Source organism: Methylobacterium sp. 1A, assembly GCF_058072805.1.
The window spans coordinates 346872-361985 of record NZ_JBYQVE010000001.1 but is presented as its reverse complement, the minus strand read 5'-3'; the positions used below and the strand labels follow the sequence as shown (position 1 = coordinate 361985).

Here is a 15114-nt window from a genome sequence, read left to right as displayed (position 1 = left end):
CACTAGTTGTCCGAGCGGTTGTTCATCGAGGCCTCGTAGGCCTGGATCGTCGTGCGCGAGCGGCGCAGCGGCCGGGTGACCTGGACGGCGATGTGGCCGTCGACCCGGCCGATCCGCCCCTGCGTCAGCGCCCAGTCGCCGCAGCGCACGGTGATGAGGTCCGAGGGCTTGGCCTCGAACATCAGCGTCTCGCCGACCTTCAGGCTCATGACCTGCTTCAGCGGCAGCATCATCTCGTGCAGCACCGCGTCCATGGTCACGTCGGCCTGCCAGATCTCGGTGGCGAGATGGCCCTCCCAGACGTGGTCGCGGCCGAGCTTCTCGCCCATGAAGCTCTGGGTCAGCAGCTCCCGGATCGGCTCGATCGTCGCGTACGGGAACAGGATCTGCAGCATGCCGCCGCGCCCGTCGACGTCGAGGCGCAGGCTGATCAGGATCGCGGCGTTGCCGGGCCGCGTGATAGTGGCGAAGCGGGGGTTGGTCTCGATCCGGTCGATGCCGAAGCTCACGGGCGAGAGCGGCTGGAACGACATCTCGAGGTCGCCCAGCACGATCTCGACGAGGCGGCGCACCAGCGTCATCTCGATGGCGGTGAAGGGCCGGCCGTCGAGGCGGCTCGACGAGCCGCCGCGCTTGCCGCCGAGCAGCAGGTCGAAGGTCGCGTAGGCGAGGTTCGAGTCGACCGTGACGAGGCCGGAATTCTCCCACTGCTCGGCCCGGAACACGCCCAGCAGCGTTGGCAGCGGGATCGCGTTCAGGTAGTCGCCGAAGCGCACCGAGGTGATGTTGTCGAGGGTCACCTCGACGTTGTCCTGGAACAGGTTGCGCAGGGAGGTCGACAGCAACCGGATCATCCGGTCGAAGACGATCTCCAGCATCGGCAGGCGTTCGTACTGGACGACGCCCGAATCGACGATGGCCTGCACGCCCCCGGCCCCGGAGGCCGAGAGCTCGCGCATGGAGAAGCCGAGGACGCCGTCGATCTCGTCCTGGTTGAGCACCCGGTCGTTGCCGGCGAGCTCGGGGAGGTTGTCGCTCTCCCCGTCCTCGATCATCGTCGCCCATTCGGCGGCGACGTCGCCCGCGTTGCGCGTGGTGCCCTGCTCGGCGAGCGCCGCGCCCCACTCCTCGGCCAGCGACGTGTCGCCGCCCTCGGCCCCCTGCTCCAGGAGGGCTGCCGACCAGTCGTCCTCGGGGAGTTCGTCCTCGGGTTCCATCAGGCGTGCTCGATCGGGGCCCGGCGCGGCGCGGCGCGCGATGGACGGGACGGGGTCGCGGGCGCGCTCACTGGACGATCACGTCCTTGAACAGCACCGCGTCGACCTTGGCGGGGTACAGGGCGATGTTGATCCGGCGCAGAAGCTCCTCGCGCAGCCGGAACAGGCCCATCGAGTTGGTGATGTCGCTGGCGCGCAGCTCGCGCATGTAGACCTGCAGCGCGTCCTCGACCCGCGGCATCAGGGGCTTCACCTCCTCCTCGACCTTGGCGTCCTTCAGCTCCAGCGAGATCCGGACCTTCGCGTACTTGGCCTTGTCCTGGGGCAGCTCGGGAGAGAGGTTGAGGAGCATCTCGCGCACGTCGACGAAGACCACGGCCTTCTTGGCGTCCGGACCGGCGCCCTTGGCGTCGCCGTGCCCGCCGCCATGGCCGCCGCCCTGCGCGGCTTCCTTGCCGTCGCCCTGACCGCCGCCGCGCATCATCAGGAAGGCGCCCGCGCCGCCGCCCGCGATCAGGACCGCGAGGGCCACCATGATCATGAGCTTCTTCTTGCCCTTCGGGGCGCCCTCGGCTTTGGCCTCGCCGTCCTCGGCGGAGGCCTTTTTCGGCGTCTTGGCCATGGAATAATGCTCTCTCGCGGGAGACCGCGCGCCAGGTACACCTGGATATCGGAGCATCACGGTTAACGCGCCGTTAAGGAGGCAATTCCTGCCGGGTCAGGTTTGCCGCGGCGCAGCCCCCGTGCCGCCGCGACACGCGAGCGTCGCTAACCAAGTCCTTGTCACAACGCTAAAATTTTCCACAGACGGGTTTGGCACAGCGGATGCTGAATGGATCGTTGCCGCCTCCGCGGCCCGCGAGTCCCAGAGTCCACGATGCAGAATGCCCTCTTCGTCGGCGTGTCGAGCCAGATGGCGCTCCAGCGGGAGCTGGACGTGATCGCCAACAACATGGCGAACGTCTCGACCACGGGCTTCAAGGCGCGGAACACCCGCTTCGAGGAATACCTGATGCCGGTGGCGAGCGCGGATTCGTTCGCCCGGCCCGACCGGCGCCTGTCCTACGTCATCGACCAGGGCACCAGCCTCGACCTCGGGCAGGGCCCGATCGAGCAGACCGGCAACCCGCTCAACGTGGCGGTCAAGGGCTCGGCCTTCATCGCCGTGCAATCGCCCCAGGGTGAGCGCTACACCCGGAACGGCGCCTTCGAGCTCGACGCGCAGGGCACGCTCGTCACCAGCGACGGCTACAAGGTCGTGGGCGAGGGCGGCCCGATCAGCATCAACCCGCAGGAGACCGGCCTCGCCATCGGCCCCGACGGCACCGTGTCGACCAATCTCGGCATCCGCGGGCGGATCAAGCTCGTCACCTTCGCCAACCCGCAGCGGCTGACCAACGAGGGGACCAACCTCTACGCCTCGCCGGAGCCCGCCCGCCCCGCCGGGATCGACGGGCGCCTGGAACCCGAGTCGCTGGAGCGCTCCAACGTCCGCCCGGTGATCGAGATGACCCGGCTCATGGACGTGAACCGGACCTACGCCATGGTGTCGAGCATGATCTCGCGCCTCGACGACCTGCGGGGCACGGCGATCCGCCGCCTCGCCGACGTCGCCTGAGGAGGCCTGACCGATGCGCGCCCTCTACTCCGCCGCCACCGGCATGGCGGCCCAGGAACTCAACGTCCAGGTCATCTCCAACAACATCGCGAACCTGCGCACCACCGGCTACAAGCGCCAGCAGGTGCACTTCCAGGATCTGCTCTACCAGAACATGCGCCGGGCCGGCGCCTCGACCTCGCAGCAGAACACCCAGCTCCCGGCGGGCCTCAGCCTCGGCTCGGGCGTGAAGACCACCTCGACGGCCCGCGTGATGTCGCAGGGGACGCTGTCCTCGACCGAGAAGGATTACGACGTCGCGATCCGCGGCGACGGGTTCTTCCGGGTGACGCTGCCGGACGGCCGGACCGCCTATTCCCGCGACGGCTCCTTCGACCTCTCGGCCCAGGGCCAGCTCGTCACCCGCGACGGCTACCTGCTCGATCCGGCGATCACCGTGCCGCAGAACGCGACGTCCGTGACGATCAGCGCCACGGGCGTCGTGCAGGCGAACATCCCGGGCCAGACGGCGCCGCAGGCGCTGGGCCAGTTCCAGCTCTCGCGCTTCGTCAACAAGGTCGGCCTCGAGTCGATCGGCGACAACCTGTTCGTCGAGACCGCCGCCTCCGGGCAGGCGATCAGCGGCCTGCCGGGCGCCGACGGCTTCGGCAACCTCCAGCAGAGCTACCTGGAGGAGGCGAACGTGAACGCCGTCACGGAGATCTCGTCCCTGATCGCCGCGCAGCGCGCCTACGAGATGAACTCGAAGGTCGTCACCGCCGCCGACCAGATGCTCTCCACCACCACGCAGATGTTCCGCAGCTAACCGCGCGACCCGCACCCCGCTTCAGGTCCCTGAACATGTATGCCGGCATGCATCCCGACCCGCTCGATCCCGACTTCGGGACCCTCGACCTGCCCCGCATCGCCGCGGGGGCCGGGGACGACATCAGCCCGATCGTGCGGCGCGTCCCGCGGCGGGTGATGCCCCTCGGCGCCGCCGTCATCCTGCGCGCGCTGCTGGCCTTCCTCACCTTCGCGGCCCTCGGCGCCCTGGCGATCCCCGCCATGGCGCGGGCGGAGGGCCTGCGGCTGCGCGGCGACGTCACCGCCCGCGGCGACGTCCTGACGCTCGCCGATCTCGTCGAGGGCGCGCCCGAGCGCCTGGCCACGCGCCCGCTGTTCCGCGCGCCCAGCCTCGGCGCCACCGGGACGATCCAGACCCGCCGCATCCTCGACGCGGCCTCCGCCCTGGGCCTCAGCGGCCTGGAGACCGGCGGCCGGCTGCAGATCGCCGTGCAGCGCGCCGCCCGCCGCCTCGGGCCGCCGGAGATCGAGGCGGCGCTCAAGCGCGGCCTCGAGACCGGCTACGGGCTCAACGCCCAGAACATCGCGGTCCGCCTCGACGGCGACGGGCCGACCCTGCTGGCGCCGCTGGACCTCGAAGGGCAGGCCGCGGCCCTGGACCTGACCTACGATCCGCGGACGCGCCGCGTCGCGGGCCTCGTCACCCTCGGCGAGCGGCAGGTCTCGCTGCGCGTCTCCGGCGTGGTCGTGGAGCTGCGCGAGGTGGCGGTGCTCACCCGGAACCTCAACCGCGGCGAGCCGGTCAGAGAGGGCGACGTCGCCCTGGAGCGGCGCCCGCGCGAATCCGTCGCCCCCGACGCGCAGGGCAGCGCCACGACCATCCTCGGCGAGGTCGCGCAGAACACCCTCACGGCCGGCACCGTGCTGCGGGTCACCGACACGGCCCCGCCCGACCTGGTCGCCCGCGGCGAGAACGTGACCATCGTGTACGAGACGCCGAGCATCAGCCTGTCGATGCGCGGCCTGTCGAACGATTCCGGCCGGATGGGCGCCGTCGTCAACGTCGTCAACGTCGCCTCCAAGAAGGTCCTGCAGGCCACCGTGATCGGCCCCGGCCGGGTCTCGGTGAGCCCCAGCCCCGCGGCCCGGCAGGCCGCCGGCGCCGCCCCCGTCCAGGCGACCGCCTCCCTGCGCTGACCGCCCGCCCTGCACGCGTCGAAGAGTGATAGCCCGATGGCCCGTCGCACCGTCCTGAACCCGCTCGCCGCCGCCCTGATCGCCGGCGCGCTCGGCGCCTGCAACACCGCCGACCGCCTCTCGCAGGTCGGCCTGACCCCGGCGCTGTCGGCGATCGAGGACCCGACCGCGCAGCCGGGCTACAAGCCGGTGCGGATGCCGATGCCGGACGTGCAGCCGGTCTCGTACGCGCCGAACTCGCTGTGGCGCACCGGCTCCCGCGCCTTCTTCAAGGACCAGCGCGCCGCCAAGCTCGGCGACATCCTGACCGTGAAGGTCAAGGTCACCGACCAGGCGAACATCAGCAACGAGACCAAGCGTTCCCGGGCCAACACCGAGAGCTTCGGCCTGCCCAACGCCCTGGGCCTGGAGAACAACGCGGTCGGCAAGTCCTTCGGCGTCGGAAGCACCGCGCTGCTCTCCGCCACCTCGGCCATGGCCAATGACGGGGCCGGCTCGGTCCAGCGCACCGAGTCCGTCCTGACGAACGTCGCCGCGGTGGTGACCCAGGTCCTGCCCAACGGCAACCTCGTGGTCGAGGGCAAGCAGGAGATCCGGGTCAATTTCGAGGTGCGCGAGATGATCGTCGCCGGCGTGGTGCGGCCGGAGGACATCGAGTCCGACAACACCATCGACTCGGCCAAGATCGCCCAGGCGCGCATCGCCTACGGCGGCCGGGGCCAGATCACCGACGTGCAGCAGCCGCGCTACGGCCAGCAGCTCGTCGACATCCTGCTGCCGTTCTGAGGCACCTCAGGACGGCTCCTCCGGCTCCGGCCCGCGCGTCACGTCGAGGCCGGAACCGGCGCCGGGGGGCGGGCCGACCTTGACCGGCGCGCCGGTGCGGGCGGCCTCGTAGATCGCCTCCATCAGGACCTGGTCCTGCAGCCCCTCCTCCCCGGGCGTGCGGGGCCGCAGGTTCTCCTGGATGCACCGCGCGAAGTGGTCCAGCTCCAGGGCGAACTGGTTCTTCGGGCTCAGGACCTTCTCGTCCCGGGCGGCGTTCCTGCCGTCGCGGTGGCCGATGTAGAGACGCTGGCCCTGGTAGGCGAAGGCGTTCTGGAGATCGACGGAGGCGGTCCCGGTGTGCAGGGTCAGGCTCCGCGCCTCGTAGACCCCGTAGCTCGTCAGGCACTGGGCGATCACGCCGGACGGGAAGTGGAGGGTGAAGCTCGCTGTCTCCTCGACCTCGCGGTACTTGGGATCGTCTGGCGGCGCGTGGATCTGGGCCTGGATCAGGTTCGGCTCCTCGCCGAGAACCGCGCGGGCGGTGTTCAGGCAGTAGAGCCCGATATCCGGCAGCGAGCCGCCGCCCGCCAGCGCCTTGCGCAGGCGCCACTGCTCCGGCAGTCCGGTGGTCTGGCCGTTGAAGGCCTGGATCAGCCGGGGCCGGCCGAACTCGCCCGAACGCGCGAGCTTGATCACGGCCCGGTTGTGGGGCTCGTACTGGCACCGGTAGGCGATCATCAGCTTGACGCCGGCCTTCGCGCAGGCCGCGATCATCTCCCGGCACTCGTCCGAGGTCACCGCCATCGGCTTCTCGCAGAGGACCTGCTTGCCGGCCGCGGCGGCCGCCACGACGTTGTCCCGGTGCACGCCGTTCGGCGTGACGATGTAGACCGCCTGGACGTCGGGGTTCGCCTTCAGGCGATCCCACGCGTCGTAGCCGTAGACGGCGTCGTCCGGCAGCCCGTACTGCCGCGCCACGAGCTTCGCCTTGTCGGGCGAGCCCGACGTCACCGCCGCGAGACGGGCGCGCTTGGACTCGCCGAAGGCCGGCAGGATCTCGTCGAGGCTCAGGCGCCCGAGACCCACCACGCAGTAGCCGACGCGCTGGCCCGGCGGCTGCGGCGCCGGGCTCGGGGCGGGCGGCCGGTCGCCCGGCCCGCGCCAGTTCGGGAACATCACCTTTCCGCCCTGCACGGCGCCGGTATCGGCCGGGACCGAAGGGGCCGGCGGGGCGGCCGGCGGGGCGGCCTGCGCGCCGCCGCCGGCCGCGGCGCCGGCCAGGGCGCCCCCGGCCGCGAGGAGAGTGCGTCGTGAGAGCCGGGTGTCGTCCGCCATGTGCCTCGCCGTGTCGCCGGATCGGGAGGGCCGCGCCCGGGGCGCCGCCCGCGCCGGGAGCCGCCGGATGGCGGGACCGCGCCCTCAGTGAACGCGACCCGGCTCCGGGCTGTTTCCGTCGAGGAGCGCGGCGCGCAGACGCGCCACCTCCGCCTCGCTGGCGGCGAGCCGGCGCGCGACCGCCTCGGGCTCCGTCGCCGCGCGGGTCTCGGCGAAGCCGAGGCCGACCGACTCGCCCGCGCGCCAGGCCACGAAGGCGCGCCGGGTCTCGCCGCGACAGGGGATGAACAGCTCGACGCAGTCGGGGAGCACAACCTCCGCCGGCAGCCGGACCCGCGCCCCGTCGAGGGACACGTCGCGGACCGTGCAGTCGATCTCCGGGAGGAAGGCCGCGACGCGCAGCCGCCCGCCCAGGCAGACGCGGCGTCGGGCAGTGCGGCGGCGCTCGACCACGATCGTCTGACCCTGACGGTTTCGGTTGCGGGGACAACCGCCATCCAGCCCGGACCGCCCCCGCCCGTCCACCTTAACCGTCTGTTTACCTTAACGGCGGCCTCAGGCGGGCGGCGGCGGGTCGGGCGCCTCGACCTCGCCGCGGCGCTGCAGCTGCAGGGCGACGAACCAGCACAGGGACGCCCAGGCGGCGCCGATGCACCAGCCGGCCAGGACGTCGCTCGGCCAGTGCACGCCGAGATAGATGCGGCTGATGCCGACGAGCAGCGTCACGCTCACCCCGAGCGCCAGGACCAGCGCCTTGGCGCGGCGGTTGCGCTCGATCCGGGCGATCAGGGTCGCCAAGGTCAGGTAGGCGATCGCCGACATGGTGGCGTGGCCGCTCGGGAAGCTCGCCGTGAACACCTCCATGCCGTGGGGCACGAGGTCCGGCCGGGGCCGATGGTAGAAGATCTTCAGCACCGTCGAGACCAGCTCGCCGCTCCCCACCGCGGCGAGGACGTAGAGACCGATGCGTCGGCGCCCGGACACGCCGAGATAGGCCGCCACCGCGCAGGTCAGGAACAGCACGGTGAAGACGCTGCCGAGCCCGGTGATGTCGCGCATCGCCTCCTCGAGCCAGGGCGGCCCGATCGGGTCGGCGAGATCGGCGGGGTTGCGCAGGGCGAGCAGGATCCGCCGGTCGAGGGCCGCGGTGGAGCCCTCGCCGACCTCGTGGGCGAGGTAGAAGAACCCGTAGCCGAGGATGCTCAGGCAGAGCAGGGCGACGAGGGGACCGACCTCGTTCAGGCGCAACCGCAGCCAGACCGCCATCGCGGGCTCGATCAGCCGGTTCTGCCGCAGGTTGCCCGGCGCCCTCATGGCGCGGTCTCCCGGTGTGCGTCGACATCCATCAGGCATTCTCTCCGAAGGGCAGGCGGGCGACGGCGTCCCAGGGGCCGCCGCGGTAGCGCCAGAGCAGGGTGCCGGGGGCGGTGAACCGGAACGGCACGAACCCCGCCGACAGGTCGGCGTGCAGCGCCCGGGCCGTGTCCGGCGACACCTTGTTCTGCACCGTGACGTGCGGGCGCCAGCCCTGCCGGTCCTGGGCGGTGAGGTGGGCCGCGAATTCCTGCGCGAGGCGGCCCCGGAAGCGCGCCAGCGCGTCGGAGTCGAGCGCGTAGGCGACGCCGCGGCCGGTGAAGCGCAGGCCGGTCACCGCGACCTCCGGCGGCGGCACCGTGCGGGCGAGGGCGGTGATCGCCTCGATCACGCCCCGCTGCCGGTCGCCCGGCAGGTGGTGGAACAGCGTCGCGTGCGCCGGGATGCGGTTCAGGGCTTCCGGGAAGTGGCGGCGCCGCTCGCCGTCGAACCGCGCGAAAGTCGGCTCGTCGAAGGCGAGCGTCAGGATCAGGGGGTCCGCGTCGGTCATCGGGGCCAGATGGCGCCCGCGGGCGCTCAGGTCCAGTACAGGATCCGCGCGGCCGGCAGGTCGCGGGCGAGGCAGGCGGTGAGGTGGGCGCGCATCGCCTGCATCAGGGGCTTCGGGAAGACGTGCTTCACCGAGCCGAACTTGGTGCGCTTCTCGACGCGCTCCGCCTCGTCCAGCGGCAGGTCCGAGCCGGGATACCAGCCGCGCAGCACCGCCTTCGAGCCCGGCGTGAACCGGTGGGTGATGAGTTCGGCGGTGAGGTCGAGATCGGGCACGCCGGCCAGCGCGTCGGCGGCGGCGCGGACCAGCCCGGCATAGGCGTCCTCCCAGTCCGGGACCGGCAGGATCGGCGCGACGGTCAGGCCGACCGGGTAGCCGGCCCGCGCCGCCGCCGCCAGGGCGGCGAGCCGCGCGTCGAGGGGATCGGTGCCGCCCTCGTAATGCGCGGCCGCCCGCGGATTGACCGAGAAGCGGATGCGCGTGCGCCGGTTGTGCGGCAGGTCGAGGAGGGGTTCGACCGCGGCGAACTTGGTGGTGAAGCGCAGCTGCACCGGCGCGTCCCAGGCGCCGAAATGCCGGATCGCCGCCGAGAGCGAGCCGGTCAGGTGCTCGATGCCGAGGGGATCGGTGTAGCAGGACGCCTCGAAGGTGGTCCCCTCCCGCGCCCGCTCGGCGGAGGCCGACGTCACCGCGCCGCGCCCCGCATAGTCCGCGAGGGTGCCGAGGATCGCCGGCAGATTGGCGTAGGCGCGGGTCACCGGCGGCCCGGACAGCGAGCCCGCGAGGTAGCAGTACTGGCAGTGGGCCGGGCAGCCCTCGGCGAGGTCGAAGCGCCAGTCGGCCGAGGGCGGGATCGGCTGCAGCCGCAGCTTGGCCGGCGGCGCCACCGTGAGCGCGAGGGTCGCCTTGGCGGCCGCGTAGGCCCGGCGGGGATCCGGCTCCCGCGGGCTCGGCAGGCGATTCGACGGCAGCCGCTCGACCGGCAGGCCCAGCGCCTCGGCGCGGGCCAGCATGGCGCGCCCGTGGGCATGCTCCAGGGCGGCGGGCATCACCAGCACGCGGCGCGGGCGCCACAGCCGCGCCGGGCGGGCGGGCTCCGGGCCGCCGGGCAGCTCCGGGCGATCGCGGGTCTGGACGGCCGGGGCAGGGGAGGGCGTCATGCCTGACGAACGCGCGGTCCCGGTGCCGGGTCCGGCCTAGTCGCCCGCTCGCGGTGCGGCTAAAGCACCGTCATGTCTGCAGGCAGGGAGAGCGTACATGTCGGCCGCGACGGCTGGTTATTCCTCACGGGGGGGACCAACCGGGTCATGGACCGGTATCGCGGCGGCCTGCGGCACTGGCTGCTGCTGCGCGGCTGGACACGGCTGATCAAGGCCCGCGCGCGGCGGGCCGAGAGCCTCGGCATCCGCTGCCTGCACGTGATCGTGCCGGAGAAGCTGTCGGTCTACGACGACAAGACCGACGGCCTGCGCTACGCCCCCGGCAAGGCCTCGACCCGGCGGCTGGCCCGCAGCCTCGCCCGGCATCCGGCCTATCTCGACCTTCTCGCCCCGCTCCGCGCCGCCCGGAACGGGCCGGTGCCGCTCTACCTGCGCACCGACACGCACTGGACCGCGCAGGGCTGCCTGCTGGCCTACCGCGCGATCATGCGGGCGCTCGGGGCGATCCCGCCGGCCGACATCGGCGCGCGTCCGGGCATCGTCTCGGACCAGCTCATGGATCTCGGCGAGAAGCTGCCGGAGCGGCCGCGCGAGCGCCTGGAACGGTTCATGCTGCAGCGCGACGCGTCGCGGGTCGAGACCGGGCCGCTGCTCGCCGCCTACGAGGCGGAAGGGCGCGACCGGGAGGTGCATGTCGGCGCGCATGTCGTCTACCGGAACGCGTCACCGGCGGCCGATCCGCGCCGGCTCGTCCTGTTCGGCGATTCCTGCGCCCATTTCGACCCGTTCCTGCTGACCGGGCTGCTCGCCGAGAGCTTCAGCGAGGTGCACTTCGTCTGGTCGTCGAGCCTCGACTGGGCCTATATCGAGCGGGTCCGCGCCGACATCCTTCTGTTCGAAATCGCCGAGCGCTTCCTCGCCAAGCTCCCGAAGGACGATTTCGACGTGGCCGTCGCCGGCCAGCGCGGGACCGGCGGCCGCCTCGCGAAGCTCCGGACCGGCGGCCTCGACGCCGTCGGCCGCGGGGCGAAGCCTCAGTAGATGGCCTGATCCAGGCGGGCGAAGTCGGCGACGCTCGCCGCCTGATACTTCGCGAAGGATTCCGGCGCGCAGGCGATGCCGATCATCAGGACGAGGAGCGTCGCGAGGCACGCGAGCGTCGCGGTGACCACGTCGGCGTGGCGCCGCAGGGCGTGGATCACCAGGCACCCGAACGTGAACAGGGCCGCCTCGGCGACGGGCACCAGCGCGAACGACATCACTTCACCTCCATCGATCCCCCACCGGGTCGGGCAGCTGCGGCACGCGCACGGCGACGGGTGGGTGACGCGAGACATGGCGGACTTTGCTGCACCGCAACAGACAGCCGGGCGCAGGCCTGCCTTGCGTGGCGTTCGCGGGCGGACGCGTCCCTTCACACCGACCGCGCGAGGCCCATCTCGGTCGGACCTCTCGGACAGGCGGAGACGACGATGGGCCTCCTCGTAGACGGCATCTGGCGCGACCAGTGGTACGACACCGCCGCGACGGGCGGCCGTTTCGAGCGCAAGGCCTCGGCCTTCCGCAACTGGGTCACCGCCGACGGGTCGGCAGGCCCCTCCGGCGCGGGCGGCTTCCGCGGCGAGCCGGGGCGCTACCATCTCTACGTGTCCCTGGCCTGTCCGTGGGCGCACCGCACACTGATCGGCCGGACGCTCAAGGGGCTGGAGGACGCGATCTCCGTCTCGGTGGTCGACCCGCACATGGGCGCGGAGGGCTGGGTCTTCGGCGACACGCCGGGCGCGACGCCCGACCCGATCCACGGCGCCCGGCGCCTCTACGAGGTCTACCTGGCGGCGGACCCGTCCTACAGCGGCCGGGTCACCGTCCCGACCCTCTGGGATCGGGAGCGCGCCACCATCGTGTCGAACGAATCCGCCGAGATCCTGCGGATGCTGAACGACGCCTTCGGGGGCACCGGCCCCGACCTCTATCCCCCGGACCTGCGCGCCGAGATCGACGCCGTGAACGGCCGCGTCTACGACCGCGTGAACAACGGCGTCTACAAGGCGGGCTTCGCGACCATGCAGGAGGCCTACGCCCAGGCCTTCGAGGCGCTGTTCGCGGAACTCGACGCGCTCGAGGCGCGCCTCGACCGGAGCCGCTACCTCTGCGGGGACCGGCTGACCGAGGCCGACATCCGGCTGTTCACGACGCTGGTGCGGTTCGACGCGGTCTATGTCGGGCACTTCAAGTGCAACAGGCGCCGGATCGCCGACTACCCGAACCTGTCGAACTACCTCCGCGACCTCTACGCGCTGCCGGGCGTCGCGCCGACCGTGAACCTCACCCACATCAAGCGGCACTATTACGAGAGCCATCCGACCATCAATCCGACGGGGATCGTGCCCCTCGGGCCGGACCTCGACCTCGCCGCGCCGAACGACCGGGCCCTGCGGTTCGCGGGCTAGCGGGCCGCCCCGCCCGGCGTCCCTTCCGCGCCCGTGCGGGTAGGGTTGAGGGCGTCCGGCGCGTCCGCGACACACCTCCCGTCGCGCCGGTCCGGGGGCCGTGCCCCTCGACGGCGTGCGCGGCGCGCCTAGTTCGGCTCTCAACCGGAGGATGCCCGACACGCCATGACCAACAGCCTGCGCCTCGCGCTGCTCTGCGCCCTCGTCAGCCTGCCCTTTGCGGCCCGCGCCCAGGCGGCGCTGCGGCTGGAAGGGACCTGCGAGAAGCTCGTCATCGGCACGCAGGACCTGAGCGCGGCCTGCAGCAACGTCCTGACGAACGCGGTGAGCCGCAACCGCACGAGCTTCGACTTCACGACCTCCGACGGTCAGACCCTCAGCTTCAGCGGCAACGGCGCCCAGCAGGAGGCCACCGAGGAGACCGATCCGCTGCAGCCGATCAACGTCGTCACCACGGGCAAGGACGGCGCCCCGATCCTCGCGATCGGCGCCTGCCGCTTCTCGACCCCGGAAGCCGGGCGCACCGCGATCACCTGCGAGGCCAGCACCGCCGACGGGCGTCCCTTCGCCGGCACCTTCGTGACCGCCGCCAAGGCGGCGGCGGGCGCGCCGGCCGCCGCGCCGCCGCGCTGAGGATCCGGCCCTCCGGGCTGGTCAGACCGGGGCGGAAGCCCCATTTAAGGCGCTCCACGAAAAAGGTTCCGAAGCCAGACCGATGCTCAACGACACCCTCGCCGCGGGCGGTACCCCGGCCGGCGACACCGGCTCCCTCATCAAGGACACGACCACCGCGAGCTTCCGTCAGGATGTCATCGCCGAGTCGATGAACCGGCCGGTCCTGGTCGATTTCTGGGCGCCCTGGTGCGGGCCCTGCAAGCAGCTCACGCCGGTCCTGGAGAAGGTCGTCCGGGAAGCCGCGGGCGCGGTCGTCCTCGCGAAGATGAACATCGACGAGCATCCCTCGATCGCCGGTCAGCTCGGCATCCAGTCGATCCCGGCGGTCATCGTCTTCCAGAAGGGCCAGCCGGTCGACGGCTTCATGGGCGCGGTCCCGGAGAGCCAGATCAAGGAGCTGATCGCGCGCGTGGCCGGTCCGCAGCAGGACCCGTTGGAGGCGGCCCTCGCCGACGCGGCGGCCCTGATCCAGGAAGGCGACCTCGCCGGCGCCGCCGAGATCTACGCGGCCGTGCTGGAGCAGCAGCCCGATAACGTCACCGCGCTGGCCGGCCTCGCCAAGATGCAGCTCGACGCGGGCGAGATCGAGAACGCCAAGCGCGTCCTGGCGATGGTTCCGGAGGCGAAGGCCGGCGACCCGGCGCTCGTCGGCATCCGCGCCGCCCTGGAACTCGCCGAGCAGGCGGCGTCGCTGGGCGACCTCGCGGGCCTGCAGCGCGAGGTCGAGGCCAACCCGGACGCCCATCAGGCGCGGTTCGACCTCGCGCTCGGGCTCGCCGCCCGGGGGGAGCGCGGCCAGGCGGTCGATCACCTGATCGAGCTGCGCAAGCGCGACAAGGACTGGAACGAGGACGGTGCGCGCAAGCAGCTGCTGCAATTCTTCGAGGCCTGGGGCGTGATGGACCCCGACACGATCCGCGGCCGGCGCAAGCTCTCGGCACTTCTGTTCTCGTGAGGCACCGGCTCGCGCGCCGGCCCACCGATCGGCCCCTCTGGGAGGCGCCATGAGCACCCATGCGAGCTACAAGGGCCCCGCGGATTGCCCGGCCGTGATCCCGGTCTTCCCGCTGTCCGGCGCGCTGCTGCTGCCGCGGGGACAGATGCCGCTCAACATCTTCGAGCCGCGCTACCTCGCGATGGTCGACGATGCCATGCGGACGGACCGGATCATCGGGATGATCCAGCCCGACCCGGAAGGGTCGGGCGGATCGAATCCGAAGCTCTACCGCGTCGGCTGCGCGGGCCGCGTCACCCAGTACGCCGAGACCGGCGACGGCCGGTACCTGATCTCGCTCACCGGCGTCACCCGGTTCCGGGTCGAGAGCGAGCTGGCCTCGATCGGCCCCTATCGCCGCTGCCACGTCTCCTACGACGAGTTCGCGGTGGACTTCGAGCCGCGGGCGGGCGAGGAGCAGGTCGACCGCGAGGGCGTCCTCAAGGCGCTGCGCGATTTCGTGGAGTCGAACGACCTCAAGGTGGACTGGGCCGGGATCGACGAGGCGCCCGACGAGGCGCTGGTCAACGCCCTGTGCATGATGAGCCCGTTCGGCGTGCGCGAGAAGCAGGCGATGCTGGAGGCTCCCGACCTGAAGACCCGGGCCGAGATCCTGATCGCGGTCACGCAGATGGAACTGGTTCGCGGCTCGGGTCCCGAGTCGCCGATGCAATAGGTTGCCCCACCGATGTCCAACGATCCCACCGCCCCCGTCGAGGCGACCCGCGTCGACCCGAAGCTCCTGGAGATCCTGGTCTGCCCGCTGACCAAGGGCACCCTGGAATACGATTCGGCCCGGCAGGAGCTGATCAGCCGCTCGGCGAAGCTCGCCTACCCGATCCGCGACGGGATCCCGATCATGCTGCCCGAGGAAGCCCGGCCGCTCACCGACTGAGCACCGCGAATCGCTCCGGCCGTCCCGCGCGGCCCGTCACAACCCGAGAGGGTGGCGCGGCGCGCTGGTCGGCTGCCCGCGCCCGCCGACGGATCCGATCATGGATCCCGCCCGGCCCGATCGAGGCCGGTCGCTCAATCGCCGGCCCGCCCCGA

General features: G+C 72.0%; 18 protein-coding genes. 10 read left to right on the top strand and 8 right to left on the bottom strand.

What is annotated here, in order from left to right; all coding sequences use genetic code 11:
* Positions 1 to 2 precede the first annotated feature (2 nt).
* Together fliM and fliL are read right to left on the bottom strand one after the other, a co-directional pair.
* On the bottom strand, positions 3 to 1220 hold the full coding sequence (fliM, locus tag ACX9MN_RS01725) for a flagellar motor switch protein FliM (RefSeq protein ID WP_091681367.1): 1218 nt from the start codon (positions 1218 to 1220) through the stop codon (positions 3 to 5).
* Between the two features lie 64 nt (positions 1221 to 1284).
* Positions 1285 to 1839: a flagellar basal body-associated protein FliL gene (fliL, locus tag ACX9MN_RS01720; protein WP_020093627.1), complete on the bottom strand. Its 555-nt coding sequence runs from the start codon at positions 1837 to 1839 to the stop codon at positions 1285 to 1287.
* Between the two features lie 255 nt (positions 1840 to 2094).
* Between fliL and flgF the strand changes: the two genes are divergently transcribed.
* The 4 genes from flgF to flgH are packed head-to-tail and all read left to right on the top strand — an operon-like array spanning position 2095 to position 5604.
* Complete coding sequence (gene flgF, locus ACX9MN_RS01715) at positions 2095 to 2835, top strand: flagellar basal-body rod protein FlgF (RefSeq protein ID WP_020093628.1); 741 nt, start codon at positions 2095 to 2097, stop codon at positions 2833 to 2835.
* Between the two features lie 13 nt (positions 2836 to 2848).
* Positions 2849 to 3640, top strand: a complete 792-nt coding sequence (flgG, locus tag ACX9MN_RS01710) for a flagellar basal-body rod protein FlgG (RefSeq protein WP_020093629.1) — start codon at positions 2849 to 2851, stop codon at positions 3638 to 3640.
* A 35-nt stretch (positions 3641 to 3675) separates the two neighbouring features.
* Entirely contained in the window at positions 3676 to 4818 is a 1143-nt protein-coding gene (flgA, locus tag ACX9MN_RS01705) for a flagellar basal body P-ring formation chaperone FlgA (RefSeq protein ID WP_170868142.1), read from the top strand.
* 36 nt (positions 4819 to 4854) lie between these two features.
* Positions 4855 to 5604 carry a flagellar basal body L-ring protein FlgH gene (gene flgH, locus ACX9MN_RS01700; protein ID WP_020093631.1) on the top strand — a complete coding sequence of 250 codons (750 nt, stop codon included), beginning with the start codon at positions 4855 to 4857 and terminating at the stop codon, positions 5602 to 5604.
* A 6-nt stretch (positions 5605 to 5610) separates the two neighbouring features.
* Here the strand turns inward: flgH and ACX9MN_RS01695 are convergent, their stop codons facing one another.
* From ACX9MN_RS01695 to ACX9MN_RS01675, 5 genes are all read right to left on the bottom strand, one after another.
* On the bottom strand, positions 5611 to 6921 hold the full coding sequence (locus tag ACX9MN_RS01695; protein WP_489723590.1) for a Gfo/Idh/MocA family protein: 1311 nt from the start codon (positions 6919 to 6921) through the stop codon (positions 5611 to 5613).
* An 84-nt stretch (positions 6922 to 7005) separates the two neighbouring features.
* Positions 7006 to 7374 (bottom strand): PilZ domain-containing protein, encoded by a 369-nt coding sequence (locus tag ACX9MN_RS01690; RefSeq protein ID WP_447695419.1) that lies wholly within the window; start codon positions 7372 to 7374, stop codon positions 7006 to 7008.
* Positions 7375 to 7476: 102 nt separating this feature from the next.
* Positions 7477 to 8235 (bottom strand): phosphatase PAP2 family protein, encoded by a 759-nt coding sequence (locus ACX9MN_RS01685; protein ID WP_020093634.1) that lies wholly within the window; start codon positions 8233 to 8235, stop codon positions 7477 to 7479.
* A gap of 31 nt (positions 8236 to 8266) precedes the next feature.
* Entirely contained in the window at positions 8267 to 8785 is a 519-nt protein-coding gene (locus ACX9MN_RS01680) for a 2'-5' RNA ligase family protein (protein WP_489723589.1), read from the bottom strand.
* A 26-nt stretch (positions 8786 to 8811) separates the two neighbouring features.
* A complete protein-coding gene (locus ACX9MN_RS01675) occupies positions 8812 to 9834 on the bottom strand; it encodes an SPL family radical SAM protein (protein ID WP_489725202.1) in 1023 nt (340 codons plus the stop codon).
* Between the two features lie 183 nt (positions 9835 to 10017).
* On the opposite strand from ACX9MN_RS01675, the gene ACX9MN_RS01670 reads away from it, so the two are divergent.
* Positions 10018 to 10986: an alginate O-acetyltransferase AlgX-related protein gene (locus ACX9MN_RS01670; RefSeq protein ID WP_026605004.1), complete on the top strand. Its 969-nt coding sequence runs from the start codon at positions 10018 to 10020 to the stop codon at positions 10984 to 10986.
* On the opposite strand, the gene ACX9MN_RS01665 is transcribed toward ACX9MN_RS01670, so the two are convergent.
* Positions 10980 to 11204: a hypothetical protein gene (locus tag ACX9MN_RS01665; RefSeq protein ID WP_042671783.1), complete on the bottom strand. Its 225-nt coding sequence runs from the start codon at positions 11202 to 11204 to the stop codon at positions 10980 to 10982. The two genes, ACX9MN_RS01670 and ACX9MN_RS01665, sit on opposite strands and share 7 nt — an antisense overlap.
* Positions 11205 to 11417: 213 nt before the next feature.
* Here ACX9MN_RS01665 and ACX9MN_RS01660 point away from each other — a divergent pair, with 213 nt between their 5' ends.
* The 5 genes from ACX9MN_RS01660 to ACX9MN_RS01640 all read left to right on the top strand — a co-directional run bounded on the left by ACX9MN_RS01660 (position 11418) and on the right by ACX9MN_RS01640 (position 14959).
* The gene (locus ACX9MN_RS01660) at positions 11418 to 12395 is read left to right on the top strand and encodes a glutathione S-transferase family protein (RefSeq protein WP_489723588.1); all 978 of its coding nucleotides are present in this window, start codon (positions 11418 to 11420) and stop codon (positions 12393 to 12395) included.
* Between the two features lie 165 nt (positions 12396 to 12560).
* Positions 12561 to 13028, top strand: coding sequence for a hypothetical protein (locus tag ACX9MN_RS01655; protein WP_489723587.1), 468 nt, complete (start codon positions 12561 to 12563; stop codon positions 13026 to 13028).
* Between the two features lie 82 nt (positions 13029 to 13110).
* A complete protein-coding gene (trxA, locus tag ACX9MN_RS01650) occupies positions 13111 to 14025 on the top strand; it encodes a thioredoxin (RefSeq protein WP_020093641.1) in 915 nt (304 codons plus the stop codon).
* A gap of 49 nt (positions 14026 to 14074) precedes the next feature.
* Positions 14075 to 14740 (top strand): LON peptidase substrate-binding domain-containing protein, encoded by a 666-nt coding sequence (locus ACX9MN_RS01645; protein WP_020093642.1) that lies wholly within the window; start codon positions 14075 to 14077, stop codon positions 14738 to 14740.
* 12 nt (positions 14741 to 14752) lie between these two features.
* Positions 14753 to 14959: a Trm112 family protein gene (locus tag ACX9MN_RS01640; RefSeq protein ID WP_489723586.1), complete on the top strand. Its 207-nt coding sequence runs from the start codon at positions 14753 to 14755 to the stop codon at positions 14957 to 14959.
* The last annotated feature ends 155 nt before the right edge of the window (positions 14960 to 15114 follow it).

Excerpts from the sequence above, each read along its gene's own strand:
- ACX9MN_RS01685 (WP_020093634.1), bottom strand. The coding sequence starts at position 8,235 with ATGAGGGCGCCGGGCAACCTGCGGCAGAACCGGCTGATCGAGCCCGCG.
- ACX9MN_RS01660 (WP_489723588.1), top strand. The coding sequence starts at position 11,418 with ATGGGCCTCCTCGTAGACGGCATCTGGCGCGACCAGTGGTACGACACC.
- flgF (WP_020093628.1), top strand. The coding sequence starts at position 2,095 with ATGCAGAATGCCCTCTTCGTCGGCGTGTCGAGCCAGATGGCGCTCCAG.
- trxA (WP_020093641.1), top strand. The coding sequence starts at position 13,111 with ATGCTCAACGACACCCTCGCCGCGGGCGGTACCCCGGCCGGCGACACC.
- fliL (WP_020093627.1), bottom strand. The coding sequence starts at position 1,839 with ATGGCCAAGACGCCGAAAAAGGCCTCCGCCGAGGACGGCGAGGCCAAA.
- flgG (WP_020093629.1), top strand. The coding sequence starts at position 2,849 with ATGCGCGCCCTCTACTCCGCCGCCACCGGCATGGCGGCCCAGGAACTC.
- ACX9MN_RS01655 (WP_489723587.1), top strand. The coding sequence starts at position 12,561 with ATGACCAACAGCCTGCGCCTCGCGCTGCTCTGCGCCCTCGTCAGCCTG.
- flgA (WP_170868142.1), top strand. The coding sequence starts at position 3,676 with ATGTATGCCGGCATGCATCCCGACCCGCTCGATCCCGACTTCGGGACC.
- ACX9MN_RS01645 (WP_020093642.1), top strand. The coding sequence starts at position 14,075 with ATGAGCACCCATGCGAGCTACAAGGGCCCCGCGGATTGCCCGGCCGTG.
- ACX9MN_RS01695 (WP_489723590.1), bottom strand. The coding sequence starts at position 6,921 with ATGGCGGACGACACCCGGCTCTCACGACGCACTCTCCTCGCGGCCGGG.
- flgH (WP_020093631.1), top strand. The coding sequence starts at position 4,855 with ATGGCCCGTCGCACCGTCCTGAACCCGCTCGCCGCCGCCCTGATCGCC.
- ACX9MN_RS01665 (WP_042671783.1), bottom strand. The coding sequence starts at position 11,204 with ATGTCGTTCGCGCTGGTGCCCGTCGCCGAGGCGGCCCTGTTCACGTTC.
- ACX9MN_RS01670 (WP_026605004.1), top strand. The coding sequence starts at position 10,018 with ATGTCTGCAGGCAGGGAGAGCGTACATGTCGGCCGCGACGGCTGGTTA.
- ACX9MN_RS01640 (WP_489723586.1), top strand. The coding sequence starts at position 14,753 with ATGTCCAACGATCCCACCGCCCCCGTCGAGGCGACCCGCGTCGACCCG.
- ACX9MN_RS01675 (WP_489725202.1), bottom strand. The coding sequence starts at position 9,834 with ATGCCCGCCGCCCTGGAGCATGCCCACGGGCGCGCCATGCTGGCCCGC.
- ACX9MN_RS01680 (WP_489723589.1), bottom strand. The coding sequence starts at position 8,785 with ATGACCGACGCGGACCCCCTGATCCTGACGCTCGCCTTCGACGAGCCG.